Origin of the sequence: Thiocystis violascens DSM 198, from assembly GCF_000227745.2 — a bacterium.
GTDB classification, from domain to species: domain Bacteria; phylum Pseudomonadota; class Gammaproteobacteria; order Chromatiales; family Chromatiaceae; genus Chromatium; species Chromatium violascens.
In genome coordinates this window covers 1,966,256-1,982,734 of sequence record NC_018012.1, presented here as the reverse complement: position 1 = coordinate 1,982,734, position 16,479 = coordinate 1,966,256, and the positions used below count along the sequence as shown (strand labels likewise).

At 62.0% G+C, this 16,479-nt stretch carries 14 protein-coding genes; 11 read left to right on the top strand and 3 right to left on the bottom strand.

Annotated features, from left to right (window positions below):
- Positions 1–60 precede the first annotated feature (60 nt).
- From THIVI_RS08820 to THIVI_RS08785, 7 genes are all read left to right on the top strand, one after another.
- Entirely contained in the window at positions 61–699 is a 639-nt protein-coding gene (locus THIVI_RS08820; protein WP_014778253.1) for a TetR/AcrR family transcriptional regulator, read from the top strand.
- A 13-nt stretch (positions 700–712) separates the two neighbouring features.
- Entirely contained in the window at positions 713–2,125 is a 1,413-nt protein-coding gene (locus tag THIVI_RS08815) for a metal-dependent hydrolase (RefSeq protein ID WP_014778252.1), read from the top strand.
- Positions 2,122–3,060, top strand: a complete 939-nt coding sequence (locus THIVI_RS08810) for an ABC transporter ATP-binding protein (RefSeq protein WP_014778251.1) — start codon at positions 2,122–2,124, stop codon at positions 3,058–3,060. The genes THIVI_RS08815 and THIVI_RS08810 overlap by 4 nt, the downstream gene beginning before the upstream one ends.
- Entirely contained in the window at positions 3,057–4,220 is a 1,164-nt protein-coding gene (locus THIVI_RS08805) for an ABC transporter permease (protein WP_014778250.1), read from the top strand. Before THIVI_RS08810 ends, THIVI_RS08805 begins: the two co-directional genes overlap by 4 nt.
- 549 nt (positions 4,221–4,769) lie before the next feature.
- A complete protein-coding gene (locus tag THIVI_RS08795) occupies positions 4,770–6,749 on the top strand; it encodes a cytochrome c (RefSeq protein ID WP_014778249.1) in 1,980 nt (659 codons plus the stop codon).
- Between the two features lie 313 nt (positions 6,750–7,062).
- Complete coding sequence (locus THIVI_RS08790) at positions 7,063–7,650, top strand: c-type cytochrome (RefSeq protein ID WP_014778248.1); 588 nt, start codon at positions 7,063–7,065, stop codon at positions 7,648–7,650.
- Between the two features lie 24 nt (positions 7,651–7,674).
- Positions 7,675–8,970: an NAD(P)/FAD-dependent oxidoreductase gene (locus tag THIVI_RS08785; RefSeq protein WP_014778247.1), complete on the top strand. Its 1,296-nt coding sequence runs from the start codon at positions 7,675–7,677 to the stop codon at positions 8,968–8,970.
- A gap of 431 nt (positions 8,971–9,401) precedes the next feature.
- On the opposite strand, the gene THIVI_RS08780 is transcribed toward THIVI_RS08785, so the two are convergent.
- A complete protein-coding gene (locus THIVI_RS08780; protein ID WP_014778246.1) occupies positions 9,402–10,799 on the bottom strand; it encodes an IS1380 family transposase in 1,398 nt (465 codons plus the stop codon).
- A gap of 621 nt (positions 10,800–11,420) precedes the next feature.
- Positions 11,421–12,230: a PEP-CTERM sorting domain-containing protein gene (locus tag THIVI_RS23570; RefSeq protein ID WP_014778245.1), complete on the bottom strand. Its 810-nt coding sequence runs from the start codon at positions 12,228–12,230 to the stop codon at positions 11,421–11,423.
- A gap of 718 nt (positions 12,231–12,948) precedes the next feature.
- Between THIVI_RS23570 and THIVI_RS24645 the strand changes: the two genes are divergently transcribed.
- Both THIVI_RS24645 and THIVI_RS08775 read left to right on the top strand, forming a co-directional pair.
- Positions 12,949–13,125 (top strand): hypothetical protein, encoded by a 177-nt coding sequence (locus THIVI_RS24645; RefSeq protein ID WP_157174413.1) that lies wholly within the window; start codon positions 12,949–12,951, stop codon positions 13,123–13,125.
- 130 nt (positions 13,126–13,255) lie between these two features.
- Entirely contained in the window at positions 13,256–14,326 is a 1,071-nt protein-coding gene (locus THIVI_RS08775) for an NAD(P)/FAD-dependent oxidoreductase (protein WP_014778244.1), read from the top strand.
- Between the two features lie 77 nt (positions 14,327–14,403).
- Here the strand turns inward: THIVI_RS08775 and THIVI_RS08770 are convergent, their stop codons facing one another.
- Entirely contained in the window at positions 14,404–14,919 is a 516-nt protein-coding gene (locus tag THIVI_RS08770; RefSeq protein ID WP_014778243.1) for an OmpH/Skp family outer membrane protein, read from the bottom strand.
- Positions 14,920–15,169: 250 nt separating this feature from the next.
- Here THIVI_RS08770 and THIVI_RS08765 point away from each other — a divergent pair, with 250 nt between their 5' ends.
- Positions 15,170–15,709, top strand: a complete 540-nt coding sequence (locus tag THIVI_RS08765; RefSeq protein ID WP_014778242.1) for a DUF2058 domain-containing protein — start codon at positions 15,170–15,172, stop codon at positions 15,707–15,709.
- A 12-nt stretch (positions 15,710–15,721) separates the two neighbouring features.
- Complete coding sequence (locus tag THIVI_RS08760; RefSeq protein WP_014778241.1) at positions 15,722–16,468, top strand: NYN domain-containing protein; 747 nt, start codon at positions 15,722–15,724, stop codon at positions 16,466–16,468.
- Positions 16,469–16,479: the final 11 nt, after the last annotated feature.

The window sequence follows — 16,479 nt, the reverse complement described above, 5'->3', positions numbered from 1 at the left end:
CGAAATGCCTGAAAACATTCACGCGCGAGATTGCGCACGTTTTTTGGAGCAGATACCGAGATGATCCAGCACTCAGAATTGGCGGCGAGGATTGTCGATACCGCAGTGGCCTTGGCCGAACGGCGCTCCTGGGAAGCGATCCGGCTGCACGAGGTGGCGGACGCAACGGGCATCGCCCTGGAGGAGATCCACCAGCATTTCCGGGAGAAGGAAGACTTGGTCGCGGCCTGGTTCGACCGCGCCGATGCGGCCATGCTGCGCAGCGCCAGCAGCCCCCGCTTCGCGCAGCGCTCGGCGCGGGAGCGACTCAAATGGGTCATGCTGTCCTGGCTGGACCACCTGGAGCCGCATCGCCGCGTCACCCGGCAGATGATCCTGGGCCAATGCGAGCCTGGCCACCTCCATGTGCAGATCCCCGCCGTCCTGCGCATCAGCCGAACCGTGCAGTGGATACGCGAGGCGGCCGGGTTACAAGACGCCGGGATCCGCCGGGCGCTGGCCGAAACGGCGCTGACCGGCCTGTTCGTGACGACCTTCCTCTATTGGTTGCAGGACGATTCCAGCGGATCCGTCCGCACGCGCGATCTCTTGGACGCCCTCCTGGAAAAGGCCGAGTGGTTCGCGCGTCGGACGCCGGGATTCGCGTCGCGCGATCTATCCGCCGCGTCGACCGAGGTTGCGTCGGTGCTGGATCAGTGACCTTGCCCTCGGCATGGACACCCTGACCCATTCCCTGAGCGGTGCCTTGATGGCCCGTGCGACCGCGCGACCGGGTCAGGCGTTGAGCCAGCGCGAGCGACTGCTCGCGGGCTTTCTGGCCGCTGCCTTTCCAGACATCGACTATCTTCTGTTCTGGTTCGATCCGGCGCGCTTCCTCGACTGGCATCGCGCCTGGATCCACTCGCTGGTGTTGTTGCCGGCCTGGCGCTTCCGTCTCGGTGAGAATCCCCAGCAGCCGATCGATGCCGTCGGCGTTTCCGCCTCGGAGTCGTCCCATCCAGAGCCGCGGAATGCGGACCGGTACATCGAGCAAAGCATCGAATGGCTGGCATTCAAAGCGGTTGAGCGGGCGTTCGCCGATGCCGGGGGAAGGATGACGATCCATCGTGGCTTGGTTTACGGCATGCTTCCGATCATCCTAAGGTTAAACCAGATTTCAGCGATTCGGCGATCAATGTTCAGATTCAGGTTCCTATTCGCCATCCTGGCCGCCGCCCTGATCACGGGCTGCTTGGACACTGAGCGACCACTCGCGCTCGGAACCCTGGAACGGGATCGCGTCGCGCTCACCGCTACCGTCGCGCAGTTGGTCGTCGACTTGCCGGTAGCCGAGGGCTCGCCGGTGACCAAAGGCACCTTATTGGTCCAGCTCTCCGACAGTCAGCAGCGTGCGGAGGTCGAACGCGCCAAGGCGCAGGTCGTCCGGACCAAGGCCCATCTGCGGCAATTGCGCAACGGCCCGCGCAGCCAGGACATCGCGGCGGCCAAGGCGCAGGTGGCCGGGCGCGAGGCGGATCTGCGCGAGGCCCAGATCACCGCCGAGCGCAATCAGGAGCTGATCGCCCGCCAGGCGGTCAGTCAGGCGGAGGTCGATCGGACCAAGGCGCTACGCGATGCCGCTGGCGCGCGGCTGGACGAGGCCAAGGAGAACCTCAACGAATTGCTCGCGGGCACGCGCCCGGAGGAGATCGCCCAGGCCGAGGCCGAGCTGAGTGCGGCCCAAGCCGTGCTGGCCTATCAACAGGCATTGCTGGCGGAGCTGAGCATCGTCGCCACCCGCGACGGGGTGCTCGACAGTCTGCCCTGGAATCTCGGCGAGCGCGTCACCGTCGGCAGCCCGGTGGCGATCCTGCTCGCCGGCAAGGCCCCCTATGCCCGGGTTTACGTGCCCGAGCCTTATCGGGTCAGGATCAACAAGGGCGATACACTCAAGGTGCATGTCGATGGACTCGATCAAACCTTTGACGGCACCGTGCGCTGGATCAGCTCCGACCCGGCCTTCACCCCCTACTACGCTTTGAATGCCCGCGACCGCGCCCGGCTCATGTATCTGGCGCAGGTCGAGCTTCCGGACAGCGCCGCCAGGCTCCCGAACGGCGTGCCGGCACAGGTCGAGATGCCGTGACCGAGCCGGTCATCGAGGCACGCGGTCTGACGCGCCGGTTCGGCGACCTGACCGCCGTCGACGCACTGGATCTGACCGTCGAGCCGCGCACTATCTATGGCTTTCTCGGCCCTAACGGCTGCGGCAAGACCACTACCCTGCGGATGCTGACCGGGCTGCTGACGCCCTCCGCCGGCACGGTGACGGTCCTCGGTCATCCGCTCCCGCGCGACGCCGAGCGGCTCAAGCGCCAGATCGGCTATATGACCCAGAAGTTCTCGCTCTACGACGACCTCACCGTGGCCGAGAATCTCGGTTTCGTCGCTGAGATCTATGGCCTCGGGCTGCGCGTGGCACGCCAGCGGATTTCCGCTCTTCTCGCCACCTATGCGCTGGAGCCGCTGCGCCATCGTCGCGCCGGACGCATGAGCGGTGGCCAGCGGCAACGTCTGGCGCTGGCCGCGGCGACCATCCATGAACCCGCCTTGCTGTTCCTCGATGAGCCGACCTCGGCCGTCGATCCCGAGAACCGCCGCGATTTCTGGGAACGGCTGTTCGACCTGGTCGACGCCGGTGCCAGCATCCTGGTCTCGACCCACTACATGGACGAGGCCGAACGCTGTCATCGGCTCGCGATCATGGAGTCCGGGCACAAACGCGCCGATGGTTCGCCGACCGAGCTGATGGCCGGCATGGGTGCCCGAGTGGTCGAGATCGAGGCGCCTAATCTGCGCGCACTCAAGCAGCAGCTTTCCGCGCTACCTGAGGTTATCTCGGCCGCGCAGCTCGGCAGCCGACTGCGCGTGTTGGTGGCGGAGCGCATCGCCGACCCGGTCGCCTGGCTGCGGGCGCAACCGCTGCAGCCGGCGCCCACGGCGCTGGCGCCGGCGCGTCCCAGCCTGGAAGACGTCTTCGTCACCAGCACCGGAACCCCGGTCGGGAGCCACCAAACATGAGCGCCCTGCTGCCATCGGCCCGGCGCATCCTCGCGATCCTGTCCAAGGAGCTGACCCAGTTGCGGCGCGATCGCACCACCCTGGGCATGGTCATCATGATTCCGCTGATTCAGTTGATGCTGTTCGGCTACGCGATCAACACCAATGTGCGCCAGATCCCTGCCGCGCTGGTGGATCAGGCCAACACCGGCCTCAGCCGGGTGCTGACGCAAGCGGTCGAGGCGACCCAGGTGGTGCGCTTCACCGAGCGCCTGGTCGACATCAGCGCGGCGCAGGACGCGATCGTCACGGGTCGGGTGCGCGCCGTCTTCATCATCCCGCCGGATCTCAGTCAACGCGTCGCCCGTAGCGGCAGCGTCGGCGCCGGGTTGGCGACCCCGCCCGCGACCGACGAGCAGACCAGCCGGCCGGTGGCGCAGTGGATCGTCGACGGTTCGGACACCATGATCGCCGGCGCCATCAAGGGTCTCGGCACGATGCCGCTCACCGAGCTGTTGCGGCGCCCCGCCAACCGCACGACGCCGACCTTCGCCGTGGCACTCTTCTTCAACCCCGAGCAGCGCACCGCGATCAACATCGTGCCTGGCCTGGTCGCCGTGATCCTGACCATGACCATGGTGATGTTCACCTCGGCGGCGATCGTGCGCGAGCGCGAACGCGGCAACCTGGAGATGCTGATCAACACGCCGGTGCGCCCGCTGGAGCTGATGATCGGCAAGATCGTGCCCTACATCGGCATCGGTCTGGTGCAGACCACGATCATCCTGTTGCTCGGCCACCTGATCTTCGGCGTGCCGCTGCAGGGCTCGCCCCTGGCGCTGGCGGTCGCGACGCTCGCCTTCATCGGCGCCAGTCTCGCCCTCGGGCTGGTGCTGTCGACCATCGCAACCAATCAACTGCAGGCGATGCAGATGACCGTCTTCATCCTGTTGCCGTCGATCCTGCTGTCGGGCTTCATGTTCCCTTACGAGGGCATGCCGGTACCGGCCCAATATCTCTCCGAGATGCTGCCGGCGACCCACTTCATGCGCGCGATCCGCGCAGTGATGCTGCGCGATGCCGGTCTGACCCAGGTCACCGGGGATACCCTCTGGCTGCTTGGGTTCATGGTGGTCGGGCTGCTCATCGCCGCGCGGCGCTTCAAGAAGCGGTTGGATTGAGCGGTTGGGCGCTTTCCGTGAAAGATCCTACCCGTAGGAGCCCGCTTGCGGGCGACAGGCGGGCGCACGGAAGACATCTTGGCGGGTCACGTCGCCCGCAAGCGGGCTCCTACGGGAATACCGCGCTAGCGTCATGCCGCGGTGCCCTTGAAGGCGCGGATACTCATCTTCTTCGATCGGGCTGGTGCGCTTGTTCACGGGCACCGACTCGCCGGTCAGCGTCGCTTCGTCGCATTGCAGGGCATTGGCCTCCAGCATCCGGACGCATCAACGTTGATCGCGCCGTCATCGGCAAGCACGGTGCCAAACGGAAGTATGAAATTCGAGATCGGTTGATCTAGGTCAGAAAAGCGGCGGTCTGGCGAGTCAATGCGATTGATCATTTTCAAGGCAATCGCGCAGAATGCAGCGCCAATGCTGTCAGCTCCAGGCGTGCCGCGCCGGACATCTCGGCGAGAGTACGCCGCGAAACGACGCCATCCGCATCGCTGGCTTGATCGGCAAATTAAGAAAAATACACAGATGACCGAGGACACCGGAGGAGCCACGATGCCAAGACGCATCGCCATTACAGGATTCGTCAGCCTCTTGGCGGCGCTTCTCTTCACGAGCATCGTTCCCGTCGCCGTTGCCACCGCGACGGCGCCCGACGAAGAACTGATGATCGACCATTTCGATCCGGAGACCGGCAAGCGGATCATTCCCAATGAACGCTGCCTGACCTGTCACGGCGACGATAAGCAACAGACCGATGTGCGCGACGACGGCACGCCGGTGACGATCTTCGTCCACAGCAAGGAGATCGAGGCGAGCGTTCACGGCGATCAGAGCTGCACAAGCTGCCACGTCACCATCGACCGCGTCCCCCATCGCAAGGCGCCGGCGGTCATCGTCGGCTGCATCGAGTGTCACCGGGACACCTGGGAAAAACACAAGAACGACCCGGACGGAAAGCACGAGCGTCTCAAGGTCGTCAACGAGCAGATCGGCAGCTACATGCTGTCGATCCACGCCCAGCCCAGCAAGCTGGATCAGTCCCGCACCAACGCCACCTGCTACGACTGCCACGAGGGCCACAACGTCGGCGAGCTTGGCAGTATCCAGCGCGCCGATAAGCGCCTGAAGAACCCCGAGGTCTGCGGCCGCTGTCACGAGAAGGAGCTGGAGGACTATCGCGCCTCCGATCATGGCAAGGCGGTGCTGGAAGAGAAAGACAGCGAGTCTGCGGTGTGCTCCGACTGTCACACCACCCACGACATTGCCTCGCCGGAGACGGACAAGGCCAAGCTCGCGATCACCAAGAACTGCGGCGACTGCCACGAAGAGGCCCAGCGCACCTACTTCAAGTCCTATCACGGTCAGGTTCACCGCCTCGGCTATACCGATGCAGCCAAGTGTCACGACTGTCATGGCGGGCATTCGGTGAAGGGCGAGGACGACCCGACCTCGGAGATCCACGCCGACAATCGTTTGGAGAACTGCCGGAACTGCCACAAGGATGCCAATGACAACTTCCTGAGCTTCTGGCCCCACGGCGACGCCCACGACCGGGAGCACTATCCGGGTCTTTGGGGCTTCAGGGTCTTCATGGAGATCCTGGTCCTCTCCGTCATGGGCTTCTTCTGGATCCACGTGATCCTGTGGCTCTACCGCGAAGTGATGGACCGCATCCAGGGCAAGGGCTTCGTCGAAGACTTAAGCCAGCCCGACCTGGTCTACTTCCGCCGCTTCCCCGTGGTCTGGCGCTGGATCCACTTCCTGTTCGCCATCGCCACCATGACCCTGATCCTGACCGGGACGACCCTGCTGTTCTCGCATACCGCCTGGGCCAAGGCGGTCGTGGAATTCCTCGGCGGCATCCGGATGGAGGGCATCATCCACCGCACCGCGGCCATCGTCTGGCTCGGCATCTTTTTCGCCCATCTAGCGATCGCGACCGGCAACATCTGGCGCCAGCGCAAGACCTTCGAGTGGTTTGGCAGCACCTCCCTGGTCCCGAACATGAAGGATCTGCGGGATCTGAGGGACATGTTCAAGTGGTTCCTCGGCCTCGGTCCGCGCCCACAGTTCAGTCACTGGACTTACTGGCAGAAGTTCGACTATTGGGCGCCCTTCTGGGGTGCCACGGTGATCGGCGCCTCCGGTCTCATTCTTTTCATGCCGGACAAGACCTCGCTCATCCTGCCGGGCTGGACCTTCAATATCGCCAACCTGGTGCATGCCGAGGAGGCGCTGCTGGCGGCGATCTTCCTGAACTCGGTGCACTTCTTCAACGTGCACTTCCGGCCCGAGCGCTTCCCGATGAGCACGGCGATCTTCACCGGCGTGATCCCCATCGACGAGTTCAAGCACGACCACCGTCTCGAATACGAGCGGCTGGTGGAGACCGGCGAGTTGGAGAAGCATCTGGTCCAGCGTCCGTCGCGGCGTGTCTCGCTGGCAGCCTCGTTCATCACCACCGTGCTGATCATGACCGGCCTGACCCTGCTGACGCTGGTGCTGTTCGGCCTGATCACCTTACCGAGCTGACGGGGGATGGAGAACTTGACGACTCTCCGGGCTGAAGACCCGGAGATTCTCGACCTCACGGTCGGAGGTTTCTGTTTCGCTGAAGATTGCCCAGGGGAAATGGCTTGGTTTTCGCCGCAAAGCTCCCGCAGTGGGGAGCTTTACGGCTGCGAGCCGACGCCATGCTCCCCCAGGTCTCACATCCTCTCCACAGACGTCACATCCCGCTCGCCCAGCGGTAGGTCTTACGACATGGCAATTCTACTCAAAACGGCGAAAGCAGGCTCGATTTTGAACCGCCCTGAAGGGCGGGTTTCAACCGGAGGAAATTTTGATGAAGCGCGACAAGGGCGTTAGCCATCTCCTTCTCGCCGTGCTGGCCCTGGCGCTGCCGGCGGCTGTCTCGGCGGGACCATCCGGCCAGGCCATGTCCTTCACCTGCGCCGGTTGCCACGGGACCGATGGCTCCAGTGTTGGACCCTCGATGCCCGCCATCGCGGGCATGGACCCCGAGGTCTTCGTGGACGCCATGCAGGCGTATCGCCAGGACGAGCGCAACGCCAGTATCATGAACCGCATCGCCAAGGGCTACAGCGACGAGCAGATCAAGGAGATGGCCTGGTTCTTCGCCAGTCAGCGCCTGCGTCTGTTTCCGCAGCCCTACGATCCGGCCCTGGCCGAGCAGGGCGCCCGGCTGCATGACGAGTACTGTGAAAAATGCCATGAGAAGGGCGGCCGACCTGGCGATGCCGGTACCCTCGCCGGCCAATGGATGCCGTATCTGCATTATTCCATGGAGGATTTCATCAGTGGCAAACGGAAATGGCCGCGCAAGATGAAGCGCAAGGTCGACGCCGCGATCGAGGCGGCGGGGGACACGGCCATCCCCGCCCTGGTCAACTACTACGGCAGCCAACAGTAGCGCGGCGACGGAGAACAGAGCATCGTGACAAACCTGAAACGCAGAACCTTCATCCGTGCCGTCGGCGCGGCCGCCGCGCTGGGGACACTAGGCTTTCCGTCCTTGGTATTGGGGGCGGCGCGCCGCGTGGTCGTGGTGGGTGGCGGCGTGGGCGGCTGCACCGCGGCCAAATACCTGCGCAAGCTCGACCCGAGCATCGCCGTGACCCTGATCGAGTCCAAGCCGGCCTACACCTCCTGCTTCATGAGCAACGAGGTGCTGAGCGGCGAACGGACGCTCCAGTCGCTGACCTTCGGTTACGACGGTCTGCGTCGCCATGGCATCGAGGTACTTCAGGATACGGTCGTCGGCATCGACCCGCAGAGCAGGCAGGTCCAGACCGCTGGAGGCCGCGCCTTCGACTACGACGCCTGCGTCGTCTCTCCCGGCATCGGCTTCAAGTGGGGGGCCATCGAGGGTTACGACGAGCAGGTCGCGAACGAAGCGATTCCCCATGCCTGGAACGCCGGACCGCAGACCCAACTGCTGCGCAACCAGATCGAGTCCATGCCCGAAGGCGGGCATGTGATCATCGTCGCCCCAGCCGATCCCTTCAAATGTCCACCCGGCCCCTATGAGCGCGCCTCGCAGATCGCCCACTACTGCAAGCACCACAAGCCGAGGGCCAAAATCACCATCCTCGATGCGAAGGACGCCTTCTCCAAGCAAGCCCTTTACATCGAGGGCTGGACCAAACTCTATGGCTACGGCACCGACAACAGCCTGATCCAGTGGGTCGGCGCGGCGGGAGGTGGCGCGGTGGAAGCGCTGGATCCGAGTACCCGCACACTGACCGGATTGGTCGAGGAATTTCAGGGCGACGTGGTCAACATCATCCCGCCACAGAAAGCGGGCGCCATCGCCTTTGCCGCCGATCTGGTGGACGGCGACTGGTGCCCGGTGGACAAACGCACCTTCGAGTCCAGCCGCCACAAAGGCATCTATGTGCTCGGCGACGCCTCCAGCGCCGCCACCATGCCGAAATCCGCCTACGCGGCCAACTCTCAGGCCAAGGTCGCCGCCGCCGCCATCGTCGCCGGTTTTCAAGGCAAGGAACCGGATGACCCAACCTTCGTCAACACCTGCTACAGCGTCGTCGGCGAAGACTTCGGCATCTCCGTGGCCGCGGTCTACCGTCTGAACGGTGAGACCAACACCATCGAGTCGATCCCCGGTTCCGGCGGCGTCTCGCCCGCGAATGCGAGTCCGGAGATCCGCCGGCGAGAGGTGAGCTATGCCCATAGCTGGTTCAAGAATGTCATCAATGACATGATGGAGTAGGAACCGGCAGATCAAGGTCTCGGCACCGCACCCTGAGTCTTGCCTGATGTAGGGTAGTGCCTCGATTCGTAGGATGACGACAAACACGCACAACTGTGGGAGCGGCTTACTGCCGCGAACGATCTCGCGTCGGCGCTCATCGCGGCTAAAGCCGCTCTCACGCAATCCTATCGATTGGGGCACTACCTGATGTAGCCCGGATGTTTCATAGACCTGTGGGCAGGCCCAGAAACCGACGATCATGGTTGGGTTCAAGGGCGATGCAGCCGGTAGGAGGGGTTGCCGACGCGTGCGACACGTGAGGATTTGACCCTTGACGGTCGGAATCGGCCCGCCCGAGCGTACCGGAAGAGTGGCGTGGCCATCTGACAGGCGCGAGCGATCCTGCTCGAACGGGCTGGATGGTCAAGGCCGGCGGTTGAGCGAAGGGGTCAGGTGGTGACCGAATCCGGCAGAGGGGTCAGGAACAGGATCTCGGTCAGGCGATGCAGCAGGGCTTTAACCGGACAGTTGGAGGGCAGTTGCAACTTGACGCGATCCTTGTACTGCAGCACGCACACGGCGATCTTGAACAGCTTCAGGATCACGGTGGCCGGTTGCGCCTGGGCCAGTTCGGTGTTCGCCAGGACGCTGGTGCGCAGCGCATGGTGGAGGACGTAGGCCCCGCAGGCGAAGAACAACCGCAGGTGGTTGGCCAGAAAGCGATGGTCGGAGGTGCGATCGCTGGCCAGGTCATTCTTGAGCATCTTGATGAAATTTTCGTCCTGACCGCGGGCGCGGTAGAGATCGCGGTAGAGACACTCGGGAGAGGGCAGGTCCAAGGAGGTCACCACGAAGCGCGGCTTGTCGTCGACGGCCATGACTTCCGCCTTGAGGATGACGCGAAACGCCTGCGGCCAAGTCCCGGCTGCGTACTCCATCTCGTGGTAGGAGCGGGTACGGTTCGGCAGCGGTTGATGGAGGCGGCGGGCATTGGCCTCGCGCACGGCGTGGCGTCGGCGGTTGGCGTCGAGAAACGGCTTGGCCAGCGGCGAGAGCACGCGGTTGCCGGCGAGGCCGAAGATAAAATCGGTGTGCCCGTCGGCCAGCGCAAGCGCCAGCAGTTCCGGATTGGCGAAATGGGCATCGCCGCGCAGCACGAGGTGGGTCTCTGGCCAGGCGGCGCGTAAGCGCTGCATCACCCGTTTGAGGATCATAGCATTTTCCGCACCCGTTGGGCGCTTGTCGGGACGCAAGGCGGCGGTGATGAATTTCCCCGAGAGTCCCTCGAAGAGAAACAGCGGCAGGTAGCAGTGGCTCTGGTAATACTGGTTGTAGAAGCTGAATTCCTGCTGGCCGTGGGTTGGATCCTCGGAATGGTCCAGATCGATCACGATCACCTCGGGTGCCTCGGGGTAGCTGGCGATGAACGGATCGACGAAGGCTTGTGCCATCCGGTAGATGTCCTTGGTCGAGACGGCATTCTCCAGGCGCGAGAACGTCGGCCCACTGGCCAGGTTCATCGCCTCATCCAGGGGGCGGCGCTCCACGCCGAGCTTGAACAGCGGATCGCGACGTAGCGCATTGGCGTCGTTGCCATCTTCATCGCCGCAGCCGATCTGAAATATCCGCTGGGCGAGCAGGTCGCGCAGGGGATGGGTGATGTAGGACGCATGGCGCTGATCATCGATGGCCTGGGCGAGGCGCTCGGTCAGACCGATCTGCTGGTCGAGGCCGCGCAGAATCAAGGGGCCGACGTCAGACGACATCGCCCCGCCGTCAAAGTCAGCGCGGACGCTCAAGCCGTCGACGGGAGGAAATCGCAGCATTTCTTGAGTAGACTTGGACATGGGCGACCTCGTTTAGCTTCTCCGAAGCGTTCTTGGCGGAACACCAATTTTATCAATTAGTTAAACGAGAATCGCCCGTTTTTATGAAAAATTCGGGGTAGAACATCCTGCACAAGGTTTTCAACCGCGTCCGTCATGGTCTGCGTCGTTTGTTGATTCGTTCGGCCTCGAGCAAGTCAACGAGAATCGGCGCCGGCGCGGTTTAGATCGTCGTGATCCAGGTGGCCGAAGGGGGAGGGTGGGGCGCGGGTGACGGTGGATGGCGTCGAGCAAGTCGGCCTGGCGATCCCTTTGATCGACGATCGTCGGGAGTACGCAGTCGAGTTGAGACTCGGCGGTGGGCCGCGAGGATGACTGGTCAATGCCGTCGTCGGGCGGCAGCGTCCCGGTCGCGGTGGGTCATGGATCCAGTCACGTTAGGGTGCAGGGTGGGTAGAGCGTAGCGAAACCCACTGCGGGCGCCGACACATCAGGTTGGCCACGCAATAAACAACGCCCCGGTGTCCCAGGGCGTTCATAAGGTCAAATGCTGGCGCAAGGGTTCGGTGGGGTTTGAAAGCCATCGGCATCCGTGCCAACGATCAGCGTCATACCCTGGTCACTCTACCCACCCTACATCGCTTAAGCTGTTTTGCGACGGCGTGATGCCACAAAACCAACCAAACCAAGGCCAAGTAAAGCAATGCTAGCTGGCTCGGGTACATTTACTGCCCCATCATCGTCAACGGAGTCTAGAGCCACTGAAGCAAAGCGCAGGGTACCACCAGCAACCAGATACTCGCCATATCCGTCACCGAAGAAGGTCACTGACGAGAAGTAACTGGAACTGTCGATTGCGCCAATGAAGTTGACGTATTGACCCGTAGCAACATACCCAGGGTTGTCATTATCCGAGAGGGCATTCGCCGGCAAAGTCGCAGCGCCACCGTCAAAGGCGATCCACAAGCCAGAACCGGTAACGGGAACACCATAAGTGGCAACGGTGCTGGCATCGCGCGTATTATACGTACAGCAGGTTGCCCAATCACCAACCTCGAAACCGAACGCATTCACCGCAGAGGAAAAGGTGAACGTCAGGCCAGAACCGAAACCATCAATTTGACCCGTTAAATCATAAAATGTAGTAGGGCTGATCCCCCATGAAGCCCCAGACATGCCAGGGTATGAATCGTCAGCGGCAAATGTACCTCCGTTTGGGCGGGAAACGGTGACCGTGGCAGCGTTACCATCTTTATCGGTATAGCCATAGACACTCTGACCCAAGACGACCTGAGTCGTAGACACCGTGCTACCGGCGGCGGTAATGACACCATCAAAGTTCGCGGCGATACCGGACAAAGCGGTGTTGATAATATAGGGCGTAGCCATTGCGTTTCCTGCAGCGATCAAACCCGTCACGGCAAAGGAAAGGGGGAGAAGATATTTTTTCATTTCAAACCTCAACAAGTAGTTAACAAATCAACGGAGTATGAAAATCAAGTGCCCCTGCGAGTCGCATGAGCTGGTGCGAGAAAGTTGATCAAGACCCCGCCAAGGGCCTGCTGCGCCAATCCACACATGCGAGACATAGTCACAAACCATGCCATCCTTGACCGGCAAACGCACGGCAGGACCGATGGGCGGCGGGCGTGTCGGGTATGGGATGTCAGAAAATTAAATAAATCAGTTGCCTATGCTTCATCAAACTGGCTATCACCCCACCGGGATCAGACAGGCCTTTGTTCATGTGACAGTGGTTCATCCCTACGCGAACCAGGCAGACGCAAGAAACTGTAAAAAATCCCGACACTCACTCGCCAATCATCATCGCCCATTCTGTTCAATAACGCTGAAATCGCCGCATTCTATTTCTTTAACTCTTTGTTTGATATTTATTTATTGACTATTTGGCCGCAATTTTCTTGGGTGTAAAATTTTCCGACACGTTGAAGGGGCTGGCTGTGCACTGAGTGACCGGCTCGCGGTAAAATCTACCTATATAATTGTTATTAAAAGGTATTCGCTGTCGATGCTGGCGAATGGAAACTGTAAAAAATCTTAACACTACCCCGTCGCGCAGGGTCGTTTAAAGGGTGACCGTGGATGGCATCGCACGCGACGACTCCCTCATCCCATAGGCGCCAACATGGCCGGCAGCCCTTGAAAATCCGTGGAAAGTGGCGACCTGTTGCCATTTTGCCGCCATGCCCCACGCCCCCAGCCCGTCGATCTTGCGTTTGAAGCGTTTCTGAAGGAATTGCCACCCGAGTACGCGACGATGGCGCGTGAGTTCAAGGCGTTCGCGCGCCCGCGCAAACTCAAGACGCCGGCGCACGGCACCTGCTGAAAGTCGTGAGGCTGTCTTGCGGGCTCGATCAGGCACGGCGAACGACGGCGGGGAACCTCAGAGCGGATCACGGAGACCGCGATCCGCCAGCGTTTGCGCGCGTGCGGACCGTCGCTGACAGTGGGGCGCCGTGCAGCAGACCCTGCACTGGCTGGTGGTGCTGGCCGTGCTGGCTCAACTGCTGCTCGGCTTCTCCTATGCCGGACTGCCGTCTCAGGATACGGTCGTCGGCATCGACCCGCAGAGCAGGCAGGTCCAGACCGCTGGAGGCCGCGCCTTCGACTACGACGCCTGCGTCGTCTCTCCCGGCATCGGCTTCAAGTGGGGGGCCATCGAGGGTTACGACGAGCAGGTCGCGAACGAAGCGATTCCCCATGCCTGGAACGCCGGACCGCAGACCCAACTGCTGCGCAACCAGATCGAGTCCATGCCCGAAGGCGGGCATGTGATCATCGTCGCCCCAGCCGATCCCTTCAAATGTCCACCCGGCCCCTATGAGCGCGCCTCGCAGATCGCCCACTACTGCAAGCACCACAAGCCGAGGGCCAAAATCACCATCCTCGATGCGAAGGACGCCTTCTCCAAGCAAGCCCTTTACATCGAGGGCTGGACCAAACTCTATGGCTACGGCACCGACAACAGCCTGATCCAGTGGGTCGGCGCGGCGGGAGGTGGCGCGGTGGAAGCGCTGGATCCGAGTACCCGCACACTGACCGGATTGGTCGAGGAATTTCAGGGCGACGTGGTCAACATCATCCCGCCACAGAAAGCGGGCGCCATCGCCTTTGCCGCCGATCTGGTGGACGGCGACTGGTGCCCGGTGGACAAACGCACCTTCGAGTCCAGCCGCCACAAAGGCATCTATGTGCTCGGCGACGCCTCCAGCGCCGCCACCATGCCGAAATCCGCCTACGCGGCCAACTCTCAGGCCAAGGTCGCCGCCGCCGCCATCGTCGCCGGTTTTCAAGGCAAGGAACCGGATGACCCAACCTTCGTCAACACCTGCTACAGCGTCGTCGGCGAAGACTTCGGCATCTCCGTGGCCGCGGTCTACCGTCTGAACGGTGAGACCAACACCATCGAGTCGATCCCCGGTTCCGGCGGCGTCTCGCCCGCGAATGCGAGTCCGGAGATCCGCCGGCGAGAGGTGAGCTATGCCCATAGCTGGTTCAAGAATGTCATCAATGACATGATGGAGTAGTAAAAGGCAGGTCGGGTGCGTACCGTATCCCTGGGGGACATGCGCTGTGTGCGCATTGCCCCGGTCTTGCCTGAACCTTATTTCGTCTTGGCATCCATTTCCTTGATCACATCGGCGGTGATCTCTAGTGAATCATCGAGGTAGAGTAGGCCCGACAGGCCGCGTTCCACCACCATACCAAGCTTTTTTTGTTTCGCCACGGCGTTGACTGCCTCGCGCGCGGGGACGACGATTTCCCGACCTTTTTCTTGCTGCACTTTCATCAGTTCCTGCTGAATTGGCAGCGTTTTTTTCTGATAGTTCTCGATCAGCGCCTGGATCTCCTTTTCCTTCTTGGCGAGCTGGTCTTTGCTCATCAGCGCCTTATCGCGCTCCAGCGATTGTTGCATGGTCTGGATCTGCTTTTCGTCTTCCGCGAACTGTCTGGCTTTCGGTTCGAACTCTTTGCGCAATTGTTCTTGTAAACGCTGGCCGAGCTTGCTTTGCTCCAGAACTTTCTGCATGTCGACGTAGCCGACGCTGCCATTGTTGGCCGCAAGCGTCGGCAGAACCATGAAAAAAGAAAGCGCGAGGAACAGAATAGGACGGGGCATGGAATGGCACTCCAAGAGAATGGCTTGAGGTTGAGGATGGACACATCGGGATCCGCGATTGTAACCATGCCGGGCGTATGGCGACAGAATTGTATGACTCCCGACGCTGGCCGAGACCGCCTGGCGGATCGGCAAAGGGCGGTGAGTCGGTGCGGCCGGGCTTGCGTCAAGGCCGCGCCTGTCGGATGCTCTAACAATCGATTATTCTCGATTCGTTATCAACCAAAATCCCATCCTGGAGCACCTCACCGTGGGTAATTCACTTCAAGACCAGCTCCTCAAGGCCGGCCTGGTCGATCAGCACAAGCTCAAGCAGTCGCGTTCGACGCAACACAAACAAGGCAAGCAGGCCGGAAAACGCGGTCCTCAAGTCGACGCCGAGGCGCGTCAGGCGGCCGAACGGGCGCGCGTCGAGAAGGCCGAGCGCGACCGCGAACTCAATCGCCAGCGTCAGGAGGAGGCGGCGCTGCATGCCGCCGAAAACGAGATCCGTCAGTTGATCCATGCCAACCGGGTTGTTCGCGACGGCGGCGAGCTGGTCTACAACTTTACCGATGGGGCGACGCTCAAGCGCATCTATGTCAACAAGGAACAACACGCCAAACTGGTCGCTGGGCGGTTGGCGGTGGTGCGTCAGGATACCTTCTACGAGGTCATTCCCGCCGAGATTGTCGAACGGGTGCGCGCCCGCGACGCCAGCCTGGTGCTGGTCTTCAACCAGCCGACGGCGCAGCCGGATGCCGACGATCCCTATGCCGACTTTCAGGTTCCCGACGATCTTATGTGGTAAGGGAGCGCGTCCATGTCCGACCCCATCAATCTCAAGCTCGCGGTTCTGATCGACGCCGATAATGCTCAGGCGAGCATTGTCGAGGGACTCCTGGCTGAGATCGCCAAATACGGCACCGCCCATGCCAAGCGCATCTATGGCGACTGGACCCTGCCCAATCTGGGCTCCTGGAAAGACACGCTGCTGCGCCATTCGATCCAGCCCATGCAGCAGTTCCGCTATACCAAGGGCAAGAACGCGACCGATGGGGCCATGATGATCGATGCCATGGACCTGCTTTACTCGCGCAACTTCGACGGTTTCTGCATCGTCTCCAGCGACAGCGATTTTACGCGCCTCGCCTCGCGGCTGCGCGAGTCCGGCATGACGGTCTACGGCTTCGGCGAGCAGAAGACGCCCGAGCCCTTCGTCGCCGCCTGCGATAAATTCGTCTATACCGAGGTGCTGCGCGAGGACGCCGGTGGCGACGCCACCACCCGCAAGAGCGGCAAGGAACTCAAGCGCGATCCCAAGCTCGTCACCCTGCTGCGCAACGCGGTCGACAGCGCCGCCGACGATACCGGCTGGGCCGGACTCGGCATGGTCGGCACGGCCATCGCCAAGCGCAGCCCGGAGTTCGACTCGCGCAATTACGGATACGCCAAGCTAAGCGGTCTGCTCAAGGCGATGCAACTGTTCGATCTGGAAGAACGCCCGGTCGGGCGGGGGCCGAACAAGGCGCTCTATGTGCGCGATCAGAAGACCGCGGCCGGTGCTTGAGTCCGGCTCAC

What these genes read in the sequence shown, in the direction of transcription:
- THIVI_RS08820 (WP_014778253.1), top strand. Translation starts at nt 61, where the DNA reads ATGATCCAGCACTCAGAATTGGCGGCGAGGATTGTCGATACCGCAGTG.
- THIVI_RS08815 (WP_014778252.1), top strand. Translation starts at nt 713, where the DNA reads ATGGACACCCTGACCCATTCCCTGAGCGGTGCCTTGATGGCCCGTGCG.
- THIVI_RS08805 (WP_014778250.1), top strand. Translation starts at nt 3,057, where the DNA reads ATGAGCGCCCTGCTGCCATCGGCCCGGCGCATCCTCGCGATCCTGTCC.
- THIVI_RS08795 (WP_014778249.1), top strand. Translation starts at nt 4,770, where the DNA reads ATGCCAAGACGCATCGCCATTACAGGATTCGTCAGCCTCTTGGCGGCG.
- THIVI_RS08790 (WP_014778248.1), top strand. Translation starts at nt 7,063, where the DNA reads ATGAAGCGCGACAAGGGCGTTAGCCATCTCCTTCTCGCCGTGCTGGCC.
- THIVI_RS08780 (WP_014778246.1), bottom strand. Translation starts at nt 10,799, where the DNA reads ATGTCCAAGTCTACTCAAGAAATGCTGCGATTTCCTCCCGTCGACGGC.
- THIVI_RS23570 (WP_014778245.1), bottom strand. Translation starts at nt 12,230, where the DNA reads ATGAAAAAATATCTTCTCCCCCTTTCCTTTGCCGTGACGGGTTTGATC.
- THIVI_RS08770 (WP_014778243.1), bottom strand. Translation starts at nt 14,919, where the DNA reads ATGCCCCGTCCTATTCTGTTCCTCGCGCTTTCTTTTTTCATGGTTCTG.
- THIVI_RS08760 (WP_014778241.1), top strand. Translation starts at nt 15,722, where the DNA reads ATGTCCGACCCCATCAATCTCAAGCTCGCGGTTCTGATCGACGCCGAT.